General features: G+C 29.3%; 13 protein-coding genes, 2 tRNA genes and 1 other annotated feature. Of the genes, 11 read left to right on the forward strand and 4 right to left on the reverse strand.

The features are described from left to right. Positions 1–2 precede the first annotated feature (2 nt). From ACYQ44_RS01415 to arcA, 4 genes are all read right to left on the reverse strand, one after another. Entirely contained in the window at positions 3–704 is a 702-nt protein-coding gene (locus tag ACYQ44_RS01415) for a hypothetical protein (RefSeq protein ID WP_459994692.1), read from the reverse strand. 117 nt (positions 705–821) lie between these two features. After that, the gene (locus ACYQ44_RS01420; protein WP_459994693.1) at positions 822–2,567 is read right to left on the reverse strand and encodes a CehA/McbA family metallohydrolase; all 1,746 of its coding nucleotides are present in this window, start codon (positions 2,565–2,567) and stop codon (positions 822–824) included. 72 nt (positions 2,568–2,639) lie between these two features. Then, positions 2,640–4,049, reverse strand: coding sequence for a basic amino acid/polyamine antiporter (locus ACYQ44_RS01425; RefSeq protein ID WP_459994694.1), 1,410 nt, complete (start codon positions 4,047–4,049; stop codon positions 2,640–2,642). Between the two features lie 27 nt (positions 4,050–4,076). Then, positions 4,077–5,279: an arginine deiminase gene (gene arcA / locus ACYQ44_RS01430; RefSeq protein WP_459994695.1), complete on the reverse strand. Its 1,203-nt coding sequence runs from the start codon at positions 5,277–5,279 to the stop codon at positions 4,077–4,079. Between the two features lie 310 nt (positions 5,280–5,589). On the opposite strand from arcA, the gene ACYQ44_RS01435 reads away from it, so the two are divergent. The 11 genes from ACYQ44_RS01435 (at position 5,590) to ACYQ44_RS01485 (ending at position 18,141) form a co-directional block, all read left to right on the forward strand. Then, a tRNA-Thr gene (locus ACYQ44_RS01435) sits at positions 5,590–5,665 on the forward strand. A gap of 19 nt (positions 5,666–5,684) precedes the next feature. Next, a tRNA-Tyr gene (locus ACYQ44_RS01440) sits at positions 5,685–5,771 on the forward strand. 36 nt (positions 5,772–5,807) lie between these two features. Next, complete coding sequence (gene rpmG, locus ACYQ44_RS01445; protein WP_459994696.1) at positions 5,808–5,972, forward strand: 50S ribosomal protein L33; 165 nt, start codon at positions 5,808–5,810, stop codon at positions 5,970–5,972. Between the two features lie 71 nt (positions 5,973–6,043). Beyond that, complete coding sequence (gene secE, locus ACYQ44_RS01450; RefSeq protein WP_459994697.1) at positions 6,044–6,271, forward strand: preprotein translocase subunit SecE; 228 nt, start codon at positions 6,044–6,046, stop codon at positions 6,269–6,271. Between the two features lie 21 nt (positions 6,272–6,292). Continuing rightward, positions 6,293–7,351 (forward strand): transcription termination/antitermination NusG family protein, encoded by a 1,059-nt coding sequence (locus ACYQ44_RS01455; RefSeq protein WP_459994698.1) that lies wholly within the window; start codon positions 6,293–6,295, stop codon positions 7,349–7,351. 46 nt (positions 7,352–7,397) lie between these two features. Further along, on the forward strand, positions 7,398–7,826 hold the full coding sequence (rplK, locus tag ACYQ44_RS01460) for a 50S ribosomal protein L11 (RefSeq protein ID WP_459994699.1): 429 nt from the start codon (positions 7,398–7,400) through the stop codon (positions 7,824–7,826). Between the two features lie 14 nt (positions 7,827–7,840). Next, positions 7,841–8,542, forward strand: coding sequence for a 50S ribosomal protein L1 (rplA, locus tag ACYQ44_RS01465; RefSeq protein ID WP_459994700.1), 702 nt, complete (start codon positions 7,841–7,843; stop codon positions 8,540–8,542). Positions 8,543–8,559: 17 nt separating this feature from the next. Continuing rightward, positions 8,560–8,699: a sequence feature (ribosomal protein L10 leader region), on the forward strand. Between the two features lie 9 nt (positions 8,700–8,708). Further along, positions 8,709–9,257, forward strand: coding sequence for a 50S ribosomal protein L10 (gene rplJ / locus ACYQ44_RS01470; protein ID WP_459994701.1), 549 nt, complete (start codon positions 8,709–8,711; stop codon positions 9,255–9,257). Positions 9,258–9,287: 30 nt separating this feature from the next. After that, positions 9,288–9,671 (forward strand): 50S ribosomal protein L7/L12, encoded by a 384-nt coding sequence (rplL, locus tag ACYQ44_RS01475; protein WP_459994702.1) that lies wholly within the window; start codon positions 9,288–9,290, stop codon positions 9,669–9,671. Between the two features lie 110 nt (positions 9,672–9,781). Next, positions 9,782–13,390: a DNA-directed RNA polymerase subunit beta gene (gene rpoB / locus ACYQ44_RS01480; protein WP_459994703.1), complete on the forward strand. Its 3,609-nt coding sequence runs from the start codon at positions 9,782–9,784 to the stop codon at positions 13,388–13,390. A 23-nt stretch (positions 13,391–13,413) separates the two neighbouring features. Then, positions 13,414–18,141 (forward strand): DNA-directed RNA polymerase subunit beta', encoded by a 4,728-nt coding sequence (locus ACYQ44_RS01485; protein WP_459994704.1) that lies wholly within the window; start codon positions 13,414–13,416, stop codon positions 18,139–18,141. The last annotated feature ends 4 nt before the right edge of the window (positions 18,142–18,145 follow it).

The raw sequence follows: 18,145 nt of genomic DNA on the forward strand, positions 1-18,145 counted from the left end.
TTCTAATAATTAATTATTTTTATAGTTTTGTTTGATAACAATTCACCAGAATTTTCTTTTTTTATATAAACAGTAATATTAGTTGAAATGCCGTCTATATTTATATTTCTAGTGTCTTTCCAAATATCTAAATATTTTATATTAGCGTGAATGTTTATTCCATCTAAATTAATATCTTTAACTTTTTCTATTTCAATATCTAAATTATTTGATATACCATCTGAACTTAGGAGATTAGATTTAATATATCCTTTCAATACAACATTTGTGCCGTCAATTTTTATATTATTTCCATTAAAAAAGAAATCATTACTAAACACAATATTTGTGCCATTAATTTCTAATAATTCACTATATAGCACTCCATTAATATTAATATTTAATCCATCTATAATAACATTTTTTAATCTTTTTTTAGTACCAATAACAATTTCTAAATTTTTTTCTAATTTTGTTCCCTCTAAAAATAACGAATCATTTCTAATTTTTAATTGAATTTTTTTAGAATAAAATAATTCTGATGATTTAGGATCAAATTTAATGGAAATATTCAGCCCATTAACTTCTATATTTGATATTTTTGACAAGTCAGTTATTTTATTCGGTATCTCAGAATAATCTTCTATTGTATAATCAGAAATTTGAAAAGCCATTAATATAAAAATCACTCCAATTAATGGTAAAAAATACCAATATTCTCTCATATTATCACCTCCACCTTTATATTATTATATTATTAAATAAAATCAAAAAAATTTCTGATAATGAGTCAATTACTTATACAAAGAGTAATAATAAAAAAATGAACTGGCAAAGCCAGTTCATTTGAGTTTCAACAATCTTTTTATAAAACCTTCATTTTCTTTGTTTAAAAAAGGATTTCCTGGAAATATAATAATATTTTTATTAATTACAAAACCTCTTTCTTTATCGTTTAAAAGAATTTTCCAACATTCATTATAGAATATATTATTTAGCTTTTTATTATAAATCTTTTCATTAAGAAATGAATATTTTGAGGGTATCAATTTCTTTACATTATTATTTATTTCGTCCAAAACAATTCCAATTTTTTTTGTTTTAGAAATTTCTATAATTTTATTATATGTTTCTTCATTATTTAATTCTCTAGATGGGATTATTATAGCTAAAGAATCATTAGATATTTTATCATCTATTATATACTTATCCTTTAAAAATCCACTATCTATATTTATAGAGGATATTTTCAACTGTTCAAATAATTCAATAGCTTTTTTATACCATAATATTCCATTTATTTTTATTTGTATTTTTTCAGTATCTTTATTTGGTAATTTTATATTCATATTTACTAGTTTTTTTTCAAAAGGTTTTAATTTATAATTACTTTCAAATTTATTGTCACCAATATAAATTATTATATCAGCATTTGCATTATCTTTAGAAATATTATAGACATAAAAACTATAAGGAATTGATGTATCCTTATATAGCTTTACATTTGGTATATCAAAAATTCTAATTGGATCTTTGGGTTCATACCATATAGCAGAAGTTACTATACTTTCATCATCATATTGTTCTAATCTTGCAAATACAAAAAAATAATTAGAGTCAATAGGAATTTCAATATTTTTAGTAAAAGACGAAGAAAGATTTTTAAATGTATATTTCTTAAGCGGGGTATAAATAGATAACTCTTTTATATCTTCATTATCTGGATCTTCATAATATATTTTCAATGATATTTTTTCTGGTTTTTTTGAGTAATAAAAAATATCCCCCATTTTTGAATTATTAGTTTCTATCCATATTTTAGCATTTTTATCCTCTGTACCATATGTTTTTCTAGTTTTAAACCCATATAATATATCATTAATATTTCTACTTTTTGACCAAACTGCTGTTCTAGAATCATTTCCTGTTCCCCAATTTGCAACATGATTATCTTGACCAATAGTTGCCCCTACATGCCACCCTTTTTTTAGAGCATTTAAATAATTAGAAAACATCTCATCATTAATTGTTTCATTTTTTGCCCAACTTCCATTTCCTACTTCGATCATATTAATATATAAGTCAACTTCTGGATAATATTCAAAATCTTTAAACGTTCCAAACATAGATATCGGATGATTAAATTGTGCCAATGCTTTCTCTGAAATTAACCAATTATAAAACTCTTCTGTTGTGGTATTAATATTTCTACTAGTCCAATTTTTAGAGTTATACACATTTATATGACCACTACCTGCTGTCCATTCAAAACCAGCAATAGCAGTAAAGTAATTTGTAGTTTCTTGCATAGCCATTTCTTTCATAACTTCAAATTTATCTCTTCCATTAAATTTTGCTTCAAAATAATATGCATGATCTGTTACTGCTAAAAAGTCGATATTGGCAACATTTTTAGCATATTTATATGCATCTTTTGGTGTTGTTCCAGGTTCACCATCTGAAAATGCTGTATGCGAATGAGGATTACCAAACAAAAGAATTAAATCCTCAGGAAAAGAATAAACAAGAGTAGATACTAAAATCGCCAAAATTATAAGTATTTTTTTCGATATAAGTTTTTTCTCCATCTCATCACTCCCTAAATTTATCATTACATATATTATAACATAAAACCCCTGGGACATTTCCAGGGGTTGTTATTAAACTGATAATTTTCCAGTAGCAACTAAAATTATTACAACTATTGAAATTACCCACATTATTCCATATATTATTTTTTGGTTATTAGATATAGCTTCTCCTTTTTCTTTTTTGGCAATAGGATAAGCAAAAACACCAAAAGAATAAATTACTAATGCTGTAATAATATAAATCCACCCAACAGCATAAATTACCCATGCTGTATAAATAACAGCAATCCAACCAAAGAATTTATACAACCCGCTATTTTCTTCATTAGCTACTTTAACTCCAAAAACTGCTGAAAAAAAGTATGGTAATAAAATTGTAGTAGTAGCAATATAGAATATTGTATTATATACATTTTGCAAAGTATCAGATAACAATGATAATAAGAATATTTGCGTTATTATATTTGTAACAGTTAAAGAAAAAACTGGTGTTGCATGTTCATTTTGTTCAGCAAATCTTTTTGGAAATACATTATCTTTAACTGCAGCTATATAAGGTATTTCAGCTGTTAATAATAACCAACTTAATAAAGCACCAAAGACAGAAAACAAGAAACCAAAATCTAAGATATATTGTCCAGGCTTTCCTATTATTTTACTCAAAACAGTTCCTAGGGGTGATGTAGATTCTACCAATTCGCTAGGTGGAACAACTCCCATTGTAAATACTGAAACAGATATATATATAATTAATGTAATAATAAATCCTATAACAGTAGCTTTTCCAACATCTTTTTGTGATTTTGCTTTATTTGACAAAACTACAGCTCCTTCAATTCCTATAAATGCCCATAACATAGTTCCAAAACTATTATTAATTTGATTAAAAATTGATGAGGTTTCTCCAGTAGCTGCTAATTTTGTTGAGAAAAATATATCTTTTACTAAATCAGGATTGAATGCAAACATTGATAGAATAGCTACTAAAAATAAAGGTATTAATTTTAATATTGTTAAAATTGCATTTGTAAATCCGGCTGTTCTAATACCACTTACAATTAAAAAATGATATACCCACAATATAATACTAGAAAATATTAAAGCTATAATTTTATTTTCTTCTAATATAGGGAAATACCCACTTAATATTTTCATTATAACTGCAAAAAAAGCGATATTCCCAAGTAATGCTGACCACCAATATCCCCAAGCTGAGTTAAATCCCACAAATTCACCAAATTGTTCTTTTGCATACGAATAAATGCCACCTTCAAGTTCAGGCCTTTTATATGATAAAAATTGAAATACCATAGCTAATGCTAATACGCCAAATCCTGTAATTAACCAACCTATTAAAATTGGACCAGGATTAGCAACGCTTCCTAAATCAGCTGGTGAATTAAAAATACCTGCACCAATCATTGAACCTATAACAATCATTGTTAAAGCAAATAATCCTAGTACTTTATTATTACTCACAACTACCCCTCCTTTAAATTTTGATTATTAATCCCTATTCATAGGCATAGACATACATCTTGGACCTCCACGGCCTCTAGATAATTCGCTTGATGGTATTTCAATAACATTAATTCCATTTTCCCTTAACAAAGAATTTGTTACATAATTTCTATCATATGCTATAACTACTCCAGGTTTTATTGCTAAAACATTAGATCCATCATTCCATTGTTCTCTTTTAGCTGCAATTTCATCTTCTCCACCACATTTTAAAATTTTTACTTCTCCGTTATTTAAATATTTTTGCAAAATCCTTTCTAATGAAGTTTTTTCTTCTATAACTTCTAAATCTTTTTCTCCTTTTCTTATAACATAAACTAATAAGCTTGATTCTAATTTTGAATGAGCTAAAAATTTATCATTATCTATCATTGTAAATATTGTATCTAAATGCATATATGCTCTTTTTTTAGGAATATTAATAGCCAATATTGTATCAAAACTTTCATCAGTTTCAAAGAAAAGTTTTTTAGCTAACATTTCTACAGCTTCTGGTTCTGTTCTTTGAGATATACCTATTGCTAATACTTTATTGTTTAATACTAAAACATCTCCACCTTCTATTGCAAAAGGACTATTCATATCATAATATATCGGAGTTCCTTCAAAATCTCTATTATATTTAACCACATATTTCATAAATAGAGATTCTCTTCTTCTTGCCTTTGTCATCATTTTATTTATCACTATACCTTTACCAACAAAAGCTACAGGATCTCTTTGAAAATACAAATTTGGCAATGGCAATAAATAGAATTGTTTATTCATTCTAACTTTTGTTGAAAAATTTTCTTTTTTTAATTTAAATTCATTTATTCTTATTCCACTAACAATTTTATTTATCATATCTTTTGTATCGAAACTTAATAAATAATCCTTCAAAGCATCTAATATATATTTATTTTTTACTTCACTTAAATGCAAATATTCATCGACAAATTCCTTTTTCACTTCATCTTTACTTAAAGCTGTTGATAATAAATCAGTTATATATTCAACATGAACACCATTAGTTCTTAAAACTTCAGCAAAATAATCATGTTCTTGCTGTGCTTTTTTTAAATAAGGTATATCTTCAAATAACAACTCCTCTAATAAATCTGGTTCCATATTTTCTAATTCCAATCCAGGTCTATGTAATAATACTCTCCTCAATTGGTTAACTTCTGAATATACTTTTATACCCATAAATACTACCTCCTAAAAATTTATTTATGACTAATCCACAACAATTATACTTGATATAATAAAAAAATAAAAACTCTAAATTCCTTCAATTTCTATAAGTATGATAAATTTTTCACGGTTATATATAGATATTATTTTTATGCGTGAGTATGCATGAGTTTACTTCTATATTCTTAGTAAAATTTGTGAATTTTTTCATTGACATAATTCATTTACTAGTCATATAGTGTTTCAATTGAGTAATAACTTCTTAATAGTAAAGTAATTGACAGAAGGGGTTACATCTGGTATAATAATCCTCGGATGAGTTGCCGACGTAGCTCAATTGGCAGAGCGGCTGACTTGTAATCAGCAGGTTGGGGGTTCAAGTCCCTTCGTCGGCTCCATATTTTTTTACTTACCGGTGGTGAGGTGCCCGAGTGGCCAAAGGGGGCGGACTGTAAATCCGCTGGCGGATTGCCTTCGAAGGTTCGAATCCTTCCCTCACCACCATTTCATTAATTACAATGTGATGTGAGGTGAAATAAAATGGCAGCAAAAAGTCCTGTTTTAACTGTATCTCTTAAATGTACTGAATGTAATAGAAGAAATTATTACAAAGAAAGAAAAAGAACTTTCAAGAAAAAATTAGAATTTAAAAAATATTGTCCTCACTGTAATAAACATACATTACACGTTGAATCAAAAATATAAAAATAATTTTTCTAAAAAGGAAATCAACCCCCTAAATTAGGGGGTCATGATTAAATTTTGGGGGTGTTTTGATGTCAAAATTTTGGTTGTTTTTAAGCTCGGTTATGCAAGAAGGAAAAAAAGTTAAGTGGCCAAACAGAAAAGAAGCAACAAATTCAACATTAATTGTCTTAGCTATCTTAATATTTGTTTCATTATACTTATTTATAGCCGATTATGGATTATTAAATTTATTTTCTAAAGTTATATATCCAATAATTGGTATAAAGTCTGGTTTAGGTAACAGCGCTACTCAATGATGTTAAAGCAGGTGAATAAAAATGCGAAAAAAATGGTATATTTTGCAAACATTTTCTGGTATGGAATATAAAGTTAAAGAATTAATAGAAGAAAAGGCTAAACTCTATGATAAAGAAAAAATGATTGGAAAAATATTGATACCAGAAGAAAGTGAAATTGATTTGACAAATAAAAAAATAGAAAGAATTGTTGTTTCGGAAGAAGCAAAGATTTTTGTGAAAAACGGAGAAACTGTAAAAAAAGATGATATTTTAGCTGAAGAACTACCTGTAATTGTTAAAAATTCCGGTACAATTGTTGAAGTTAAAAATTTTAGAAAAATAATAGTTGAAACTACTGATAAAAAATTTACCAAAACATTCCTAATTCCTGAAAGTGCAAAAATAATAAGCGGTTTAAAGGTGAATTCTAAAATCCATGCTGGTATTCCTTTAGCTAAACAAGAAGGTTATGAAGCAGACTTAGATGGAATAATTATATCTATAGATAAATTAAAAAGAATTACTATTCAAAATGAAAATAATGCCAAAGATGTATATTTTGTTTTTAAAGATAATTTTGATTCTTCTGCCTTTAAAAAAGGCACTTTTGTCGAGAAAGGTCAATATTTAGGAAACAAACGAGTATATAAAGCAAAGTCTTCTGGAAAAGTTGAAATAAGAGATTTTGCTAGCAGAAAAGAAATTATTATTTTAAAAACCAAAATTTCAAGATTATTCCCTGGATATATGTTTATTGAAATGATTTTAAATAAAGAAACCCAAGAAATGGTTAAAAATATACCTTATGTAATTAATTTTATCAATATAGGAGGAACTCCTGTTCAGCTAAAAACAAAAGAGGTAAAAGCTCTATTAAGATTAACCGGCGAAGAAAGTTATGAAGTAAGGGAAAGTAAATTAAGAGCCGATTATGAAATTGGAGAGCACGTTAGAATTGTTAGTGGCCCATTTGAGTTCTTTACTGGAAAAATCACTCATATAGATTTACATAAACAAACTGTTAAAGTAACAATTAATATGTTTGGTAGAGAAACAGAGGTTGAATTAGGGTTAACAGAAATAGAAAAAATTGATTAATATAGTGGGAGGGTTACCCCGCTAATACCACAAAGGAGGGAAACATATGGCAAAGAAAATAGCAAGAATGGTTAAATTGCAATTGCCAGCAGGTAAAGCAACACCTGCCCCACCAGTTGGTCCTGCGTTAGGGCAACATGGTGTTAATTTAATGGAATTTTGTAAAAAATTCAACGCAGCAACAGCTGATAAAGCTGGTATGATTATTCCTGTAGAAATTACAGTGTTTGAAGACAGATCATTTACATTTGCCTTAAAAACCCCCCCAGCTTCTTTCTTAATTTTACAGGCAGCTGGATTAAAGAAAGGTGCAAACAATCCTGGTAGGGAAATTGTAGGCAAAATCACTTTGTCACAAGTAAAAGAAATCGCTGAAATCAAGATGCCCGATTTAAATGCTAAAACATTAGATGCCGCTGTAGAAATAATAAAAGGTACAGCAAGAAATATGGGCATTGAAGTAGTAGAAGGTTAAGGGGGTGTATGTGAATGTCTAAACACGGAAAAAGATATTTAGAAGCAAGAAAAACAATTGACAGAGAAAAATTTTATTCATTAGATGAAGCTTTAGAAGTATTACCAAAAATTGCCACAGCTAAATTTGATGAAAGTATAGAATTGCATATGATTTTAGGTATAGATCCAAGAAAAAATGATCAACAAGTAAGAGGCAATATTACATTACCTCACGGAACAGGAAAAACTGTTAGAGTATTAGTTTTTGCTAAAGGCGAAAAAGTAAAAGAAGCTTTGGATGCAGGTGCAGATTATGCAGGCTCTGATGAATATATACAAAAAATCCAAGGCGGCTGGACAGACTTTGATATAGCTATTGCTACTCCAGATATGATGAGAGAAATTGGAAGATTAGGTAAAGTATTAGGTCCTAGAGGATTAATGCCTTCGCCAAAATCCGGAACAGTTACAAATGATATTGCTGATGCTGTAAAAGCTTTCAAAGCTGGAAAAATAGAAGTAAGAAATGATAAAACTGGAAACTTACATATTGCTGTTGGAAAAAAATCTTTTGACGTTTCTAAATTAAAAGAAAATATAGTTGAAGCCTTACAACAAATTGAAAAAATGAGACCGTCTGGTGCCAAAGGTAAATTTATAAGAAAAGTTGCTTTAGCTCCAACGATGGGGCCTGGATTGAAATTAAACGTTTCTGAATTTTTAACTGAAAAGTAATAAACATTGTGTTATAATACTCACGTAAATATGTACTGAAGACAGCAGGTATTCGTAATGTGGTGCAAACCCGCCTGCCGAGGTACGCTGAAGAACAAAACAATAGATGTTTTAGTGCTTCTGCGGTCCTCGGGACCGCAGATTTTTTTAGAGGAGGTGTGAGTCGGTGTTAACAAGAGCTCAAAAAGCTGAGTTGTTAAAAGAGTTAGAAAGTGTTTTTAAAGATTCTTCAATAGTAGCTTTTGTTGATTTTAAAGGTATGTCTGTTGCACATTCAGATGCATTCAGAAAAGAATTATTTAAACATTTCGAAGATAAAGTAGTTTTCAAAGTTACAAGGAATGCTTTAATAAAAACCGCTATAAAAAATGCAGGTTTAAATTTAGAAGATTATGAAAAGTATCTTGAAGGAAATACTGCTCTTTTTTACACAAAAGAAGCGGATCCAATTGAAGCATTAAAAGTTTTAGTTGATTTCAAAAAGAAAAACAAATTAGAAGTTCCAGTAATTAAAGCTGGTATTTTAGAAGGTAAGTTATTCTCTGCAGAAGAAGCTGTAGAATTAGCAAAATTACCTTCAAAAGAACAATTGCTCGCTATGTTAGTTGGTGGCTTAAACGCTCCAATTTCTGGTTTAGTTGGTGCTTTAAGTGGTATTTTAAGAAAATTTGTTTATGCGTTAAACGCAATCAAAGAAGAAAAAGAAAAACAATAATACTTAAATATTTTCAGGAGGTGTATTAGAATGACAAGAGAAGAATTAATTCAAGCAATTAAAGAAATGACAGTAGCAGAATTAGCAGAATTAGTAAAAGCATTAGAAGACGAATTTGGAGTATCAGCAGCAGCTCCAGTTGCAGTAGCAGCAGCTCCAGTTGCAGGTGCAGCAGCTCCAGCAGAAGAAGAAAAAGATTCATTTGACGTTGTATTAAAAAGCTTTGGTGCTAAAAAAATTAATGTAATTAAAGTTGTTAGAGAAATTACAGGTTTAGGATTAAAAGAAGCTAAAGACTTAGTAGAAAAAGCTGGTTCACCAGATGCTGTTATTAAAGAAGGAGCAGCAAAAGCAGAAGCAGAAGAATTAAAGAAAAAATTAGAAGAAGCTGGCGCAGAAGTAGAATTGAAGTAATTTCTTAAAGAAAAATAAACTTTTATATGATATAATTAGTCCGCATCAGACTACAGTCTGATGCGGTATTGTTTTGCTAATAAAAAATTAGGAAGACGAGGTGATTCTTTGTGAACACCCGAGTGTTGCAGGTGGGAAAAAGAGAAAGGCATTTTTTTGGTAAGGTAAAAGAGGATTTATCGTTATTTCATGATTTATTAGAAATTCAACTCAATTCTTTTGAATGGTTTGTAAAAGAAGGAGTTAGAGAGGTTTTAAACAAATATACTCCAATCACAGTTGAATTAAAAGGAAAAAGGAAAGCTAAACTTTCTTTAGAATTTACAGAAGTTTGGACAGAGGAACCTACATTTGAAGAAATGGAGTGTAAAGAAAAAGGTTTATCTTACACTGTTCCACTAAAAGCTAAAATAAGAATAACAGACCACAGCACTGGGGAAATTATAGAACCCAGCGATTCTTTATTTTTTGGAAATATTCCAAAAATAACTGATAGAAGTACCTTTATAATTAATGGTGCAGAAAGAGTAGTTGTAAATCAACTTGTTAGATCACCAGGCGTTTATTTTGTTAGTGAAGAGCAAAAAAGTGTTAAACAAACAAGACCTTATTTTGTTGCTCATTTTTTACCAGTTAAAGGAGCTTGGTTAGAAATAATCTATAATCCAAATCCTGGAAAAGATTTCTTGCAAATTAGAATAGACCGAAAAAGAAAATTTAATTATTTCTTATTCTTAAGAGCTCTGGGATATGATTCTGATCTTTCTATTTTGGATTTGTTTCCTCAAAAGATAAATTTAAATTATGATTTAACTGATTATTTAGAAAAGAATATTACTATACTTTCTGATATAAAAGTTCCAGAAAGCTCTGAGTTGTATAAAGAAACAAAAACATATAGAGGAATTAGATTAACAGAAAAAATAGTAGAAGAATTATTAGATCAAGGTATTTCAGAAATAACTGTTGCCCATATTGTTGCACAAAATACACTAGACCTGTTTAAAAAAACTTATGAATCCGATGATTTTATCTTAACTCCTGAAGAAGCATATAAAGAATTATTTAAAAAGTTGAGACCTGGTGAAATACCTAGAGTGAACATAGCTACAGATTATATTAACAACCTCTATTTCAATCCGAATACATTTGATTTCTCATTAATTGGTAGAAAAAAGATTGTTAATAGAATGGAAGATACATATAAAAAATATTTAATTGAGGTTGAAGGTAAAAATATAGAAAAAGGCGAAGATATCGAATATCCTTACAAAGATGAAAGAATATTAACAAAACTGGATCTTATTTTAGCTTCAAGACATTTATTGGAAATGAAAGAAAATCCTGAATTACTTGATACAAGAGATCATTTAGGAAACAAACGCGTAAGATCAGTTGGGGAATTAATGCAAATAGAATTTGAACGTTCATTCTCAAAAATGCTACCAATATTAAATGAAAAACTTAGCATTATTCCTAATATTCAAAAATTGAATCCAAACACTTTAATTAATTCGAGAGCTATAATGACTACTATAAATCAATTTTTTGCAACAAGTCAATTATCTCAATTTATGGATCAAGTTAATCCATTATCTGAATTAACTCACAAAAGAAGATTATCAGCTATTGGACCTGGCGGGTTGAAAAGAGAACATGCAAAATTTGAAGTTCGTGACGTTCATCATTCTCATTATGGAAGAATGTGTCCAATAGAAACTCCTGAAGGTGCTAATATCGGTTTGATTACTTCTTTAGCTATATTAGCTAGAGTTGATGAATTCGGTTTCTTAGAAACACCTTATTATAAAGTTAAAGATGGAAAAGTACTATATGATAAAGGTGTATATTGGTTAACTGCAGATCAAGAAGAAGAAAAAATAATTGCTCCAGCTTCTGTTGATGTTGATGAAAATGGAATGCTAAAATCCGAATATGTTGAAATTAGACATGCCGGTAAAGTTACGTATGTGCATAGAGAAGATGTTGAATTTATAGCAGTTACACCAAAACAAATTGTTAGTGTTTCTACTTCTTTAATACCATTCCTTGAACACGATGATGCTAACCGTGCTTTGATGGGATCAAACATGCAAAGACAGGCTGTCCCACTGATGATTACAGAAGCTCCATATGTTGGAACAGGCGTTGAGTGGTTAGCAGCAAGAGACTCAGGATATGTTATTAAAGCTAAACACAGAGGAAGAGTTTCATATGTTGATGCTAAAACAATAATAGTTAATAGAATAGACGAAAATGGAAATGATATTTTAGATAATTATGGAAATCCTGTTCAAGATAAATATACATTATGGAAGTTTATTAGATCAAACCAAGATACTACTATAAATCAAAGACCTATTGTTGAAATGAATGAAATCGTTGAAAAAAATGCTCCAATTGCTGATGGCCCTGCTATTGACATGGGTGAATTAGCATTAGGTAAAAATGTTCTTGTTGCTTTTATGCCATGGGAAGGTTATAATTTTGAGGATGCTATACTTGTAAATGAGGAATTACTCGAAAGAGATACATTTACTTCTTTACATATTGAAGTTTATGAAACCAAAGCAATGGATACACAATTAGGTCCTGAAGAAATTACAGCTGATATTCCTAATGTAAAAAAAGAATCTTTAAGAAACCTCGATGAAAACGGAATTGTTAGAGTTGGTGCTTATGTAACTTCAGGTGATATTTTAGTTGGTAAAGTTACTCCAAGAGGAGAATCTGAAACTTCTCCTGAAGAAAAATTAATTAGATCCGTTTTTGGTGATAGAGGTAAAGATGTAAAAGACACTTCATTAACTGTTCCTCATGGTATTGAAGGTAGAGTTATTGATGTAAAAGTATTTACAAGAAAAGATATTCCAGATCTTGAAACTGGAGTAAACCAATATGTAAAAGTATATATTGCTTCAAAAAAAACATTAAATGTTGGAGATAAATTAGCTGGTAGACATGGTAATAAAGGTGTTGTTTCTAATATATTAAGGAAAGAAGATATGCCTTTCTTACCAAATGGGAAACCTATTGAAATGATACTTAGTCCTTTGGGAGTACCTTCACGTATGAACCTCGGACAAGTATTAGAAATGCATCTGGGATGGTTAGCAAAATTAACTGGAAAACATTTTGCTACACCTATTTTTGATGGTGCAAAAGAAAAAGAGATAATGAAAGCATTATATGAAGCTAGAAAAAACAATAGAATGGATGAATTAGATAAAGTACGTAAAGAATATGGTTTAGACTTAGGAGATACTCCAGAAGTAGAAAGTGGAAAAATAGTATTAAGAGATGGAAGAACTGGTGAACCGTTCGATTATCCAATTGCTATAGGATATATGTATATGCTTAGATTGGTTCACATTGCAAAAGATAAGATGCATGCTCGTTCAACAGGTCCTTATTCTTTAATTCATCAGCAACCACTCGGAGGTAAAGCTCATTTTGGTGGTCAAAGATTTGGTGAAATGGAAGTTTGGGCATTAGAAGCTTATGGTGCTGCACACACATTAACAGAAATGTTAACATATAAATCAGATGATATAAAAGGTAGAAATGAAGTTTATAAGGCAATATTAAATGGAAAAAATTTACCAGATCCTGGTATTCCTGAAAGTTTCAAAGTTTTAGTTAAAGAATTACAGGGGTTAATGTTAGATGTTCGTTTGTTTGATGAAGATGGTAATGAATTAGATGTAGATAAATTATAAAATCCCCTCAAGGAGGGTAAAGCATGGGTAAAATAACATCATCATTTAAAAGAAAAATTGCAAAAATCAAAGTGGGAATTGCTTCTCCAGAAAGAATAAGAGAGTGGTCAAGTGGAGAAGTAAAAAAACCTGAAACTATTAATCACAGAACTTTCAAACCAGAAAGAGATGGTTTGTTCTGTGAAAAGATTTTTGGCCCTGTTAAAGATTATGAATGTACTTGTGGTAGATATAAAGGCAAGAAATATGAAGGCACTGTGTGTGAAAGATGTGGTGTTAAAGTAGAATCCAAAGAGTCTAGAAGAAGAAAAATGGGGCATATAGAATTAGCTGCTCCAGTAGTACATATTTGGTTTTTAAAATCATCACCTTCTATTTTATCTATACTATTAAATATACCTGTAAAAGAACTAGAAAATATTATATATTATGGTTCAAAAAGGGTTGTAGAAAAAATATGGTTAATTACTGATCCAAAAGATTCTGACTTATTTGATTATGGTGATATGCTTCATAACACTGAATATGAAATATTCAGAGAAAAGATGGATTTTGATGTTGAGCAAGCTGTAAAGGTTTTACATGTAAAAGAAAAACCAATAGCTAAAAGAAGCGGTGTTGTAAGCATAGAAACCGAAATGACTCAAGCTAAACATGAAATTACATGGGTAAAAATAAAAGATGAAAATGGAGTAGAAGAAAAATGGCCAATTTTTGAAGGGTCAACTATTTTTGTTGAAGATGGTGATGAAGTTGAGGAAGGTACACAATTAGCTGATACATTTTTATATGAAGAAGAAATCTTAACCGCAAATGAATATTTAATATTTGAACAATTCTATCCATCAGCAATAGAAATTGAAAGAGACATTGAAAGAGATACTCCTATACTTGTAATTACAAACATTGATCCAGAAATTGAAAAAGAGATTGGTAAAGGTATTGGAAATACATTACTACAAGAAGAATATGAAGCATATAAAGAATTATATGATGATAAAATAATTGCTGATTATGGCGGAGAAGCAATTAAAAAATTACTTAGAAACTTAGATTTACATGAATTAAAAATTCAACTAGAAGCTGAATTGGCAAAATTAGATAAAAAAAGTGCAAAAGCATTAAAATTAATCAAAAGGTTAAAAGTAGTAAAAGACTTCTTAAAATCTGGTAATAATCCTGAGTGGATGATAATAGAAGCATTACCAGTTGTTCCACCAGATATTAGACCATTAATTCAGATTGATGGTGGAAGATTTGCAGCAACTGATTTAAATGATTTATACAGAAGAGTAATAAATAGAAATAATAGGCTTCTTAAATTATTTGAAATTGAAGCACCTGAAATCATTATTAGAAATGAAAAAAGAATCTTACAGCAAGCAGTTGATTCATTGATTTATAATGGTCGTGTAGGAAAAGCTATGACAGATAGAAGCGGAAGGCCATTAAGATCATTAACAGATTTAATAAAGGGTAAAAAAGGAAGATTTAGAAGGAATCTGCTTGGAAAACGTGTCGATTATTCCGGAAGGGCTGTTATTACAGTAGGTCCTGACTTAAAGATTCATGAATGTGGTCTTCCAAAGAAAATGGCAATGGAATTATTTAAACCATTTGTATTAAATAAATTATTAAAAGATTCAAATGCATCAAGTAAAAATGCTAGAAAATTAAAGAAAACTATAATTGAAAAAGAAATGCCTGAAGCTTGGGATATGCTTGAAGAAGTAATTAAAGGACATCCAGTAATGCTCAATAGAGCACCTACATTGCATAGAATTTCTATTCAAGCATTTATTCCAAAATTAATAGAAGGAAATTCAATACAATTGCATCCATTAGTATGTCCACCATTTAATGCCGACTTTGATGGAGACCAAATGGCTGTTCATGTTCCATTATCAAATATTGCACAGGCTGAGGCTAAATTCTTAATGTTATCAAGATATAACATTATCTCTCCTGCTAATGGTAAGCCAATATCTATGCCTGGTAAAGACATGATAGCTGGAGCATATTATTTAACAACAGTTGATAAAAAATATTTTGATTCAAAAGAATTACCTAAAACAATAAGAGATTTAACTGAAAATAATGGAAAAATAAAATATATATTTGCTGATGAATTTCAAGCATTGTATGTTCATGAATATGAAAAAGTGACAAGACATGAAGTAATAGTTGAAAACGGAGAATTAAAATGGTCAAAACCAACATTGAATTTACATGAACCAATGGGATTGTATTTAAATGGTGATTTAATAAAAACAACAGTTGGTAGACTAATATTCAAAGAAATATTACCTGATAAAAAAGGAAGATTTAATCCTGATTTCAATATAATATATAAAAAGAAAGAAATTAAAAAACTTATATTCGATACATTCAAATATCATGGAATTGACAGAACAGCTGATTTATTAGATGATATAAAATATTTAGGATTCCATTATGCAACTGTTTCTGGATTAACAATATCTGTTAGAGACATTGTTGAATCAAAAGAAAGATTGGAAATCATTAAAAAATCAGAAGAAACTGTAATGGAAATTGAAAAATATTTTGAAGAGGGATACTTAACAGATGATCAAAGATATAAAGAAGTTGTTAAAGTATGGGAAAAAACTATTCAAGATGTTACTGATGTAACTAGTATAGAATTTAAAAAATATCCATTTAACCCCGTATGGATGATGGTTGATTCTGGTGCAAGAGGTAATATTGACCAATTAAAACAACTTGCTGGTATGAGGGGTCTTATGGCTGATCCATCAGGTAAGGTTATTGAATTACCTATTAAATCTAACTTTAGAAATGGATTATCAGAGTTAGAATTCTTTATTTCTACACACGGAGCTAGAAAAGGATCTGCTGATACAGCTTTAAGAACATCTACAGCAGGTTATTTAACAAGAAGACTTGTTGATGTTGCACAATCAATTACAGTAACTGAACCAGATTGTGGAACTGAAAAAGGTATCGAAGCACGAGAATTAATAGCTGATGGATTAAGAATAGAAAAATTATCAGATTATTTGTTTGGTAGAGTATTAGCATCAGATGTTTTGGATCCTCAAACAGATGAAATAATAGTTAATCCTGAAACAGGGAAAAAATATGTAAGAGATGTTATGTTAGATGAAGAAGATTCTGCTTTCTTGGCAAATTACAAATCATCAATTCCAGTTGTAGAAGAAATTGAAAATGTAAATATTGATAATATAAACTTATATTTATACAATATATTAAATGAAGATATCATAGTAGATGGAGATTTATTATTCTCAAAAGGAACAGAAATTGATAAAGATATCATTAACTCTTTAAAACAACATAATATAAAAAATATTAATATAAAAGAATATAAAGCTGTGAATTTTGTATTTGTTGGTGATAACCTAAAGATAGAAGACGAGAATGGAAAAATAATAACATTAGTAAATTACCAAGAAAAAATTGATATTGATACTGCAAGAAAATTAGAAAGATATAATATAGAAAAAATTGAAGTAAGACCATCTATTTATGTAAGATCTATTTTAACATGTGAAGCCGAACACGGTGTTTGTGCAAAATGTTATGGAATGGATTTATCAAATCACAAAGTTGTGAATATTGGTGAATCTGTAGGTATAATTGCTGCTCAATCAATTGGAGAACCTGGTACACAGTTAACCATGAGAACATTCCATACTGGTGGTATTGCTACAGCTGGTGATATTACACAAGGTCTTCCAAGGGCAGAAGAGTTATTTGAAGCAAGAAAGAATTTAAAAGGGCCCGAAGCTGAATTCTCTACAGTAAAAGGAATAGTTAGAAAAATTGATAGGGATGAAAAAGGAAGACTTATATTTATTGTTGAAGATTTAAAAGGGGAATTATATACATATACAGCAGATCCAAAAGTTAAACCAACAGTTTCTGAAGGAGATAAAGTTGAACCTGGTTATAGATTAACATCAGGTAATATAAGACCAAGAAGATTACTTGAAGAATTGGGTGCAGAAGTTACGTTTGATTATTTATTAAAGGAAATCAAGAAAATTTATGCTGAACAAGGTGTTGAAATTCACGATAAACATTTTGAAATTATAATTAAACAGATGTTTAATAAGGTTGAAATAACATATGCAGGCGATACAGATTTTATGCCAAAAGATTTAATTAATATAAAAACTGTTGAAAAAATAAATAAAAAAATATATGAAGAAAATAAAAAAGTCGAAGAAAACAGAGAAGATATAATCGGTAAAAAATTAGCAGAAAAAATTTCAATAAAAACTGATGAAGGAAATGAAGTAATTGGAACTATTGGTGATGAAATAACTTCTGAATTATTAGACAAAATAATTGGAGTTGGAATAAAAGAAGTTGAAGTATTTAAAACAGAACCTCAATTATTAGAAACTGACGATGGTGAAATAAGATTAGTTGGAGAAAAGAAGGTTTATTTAATTAATCCAAAGGAACCTGCTAGATATGAAAGAAAATTATTAAGAATTACCAAATCATCACTTGAAAGAGAAGGATGGCTTGGAGCTGCATCATTCCAACAAACCGTTCAGGTCTTAACAGAAGCAGCATTAGAGGGTAAAGAAGATTACTTATTAGGATTAAAAGAAAATGTAATTGTAGGACAACCAATTCCTGCAGGTACTGGTTTAAAGCCATTCTTAGAATCAGAAATTTCAATATTTGAATTACCAACATTCCCAACCGAAGAATCTCAAGAAAGTGCAGCATCTTAAATAA

The sequence above is a fragment of the Marinitoga arctica genome, assembly GCF_054657315.1.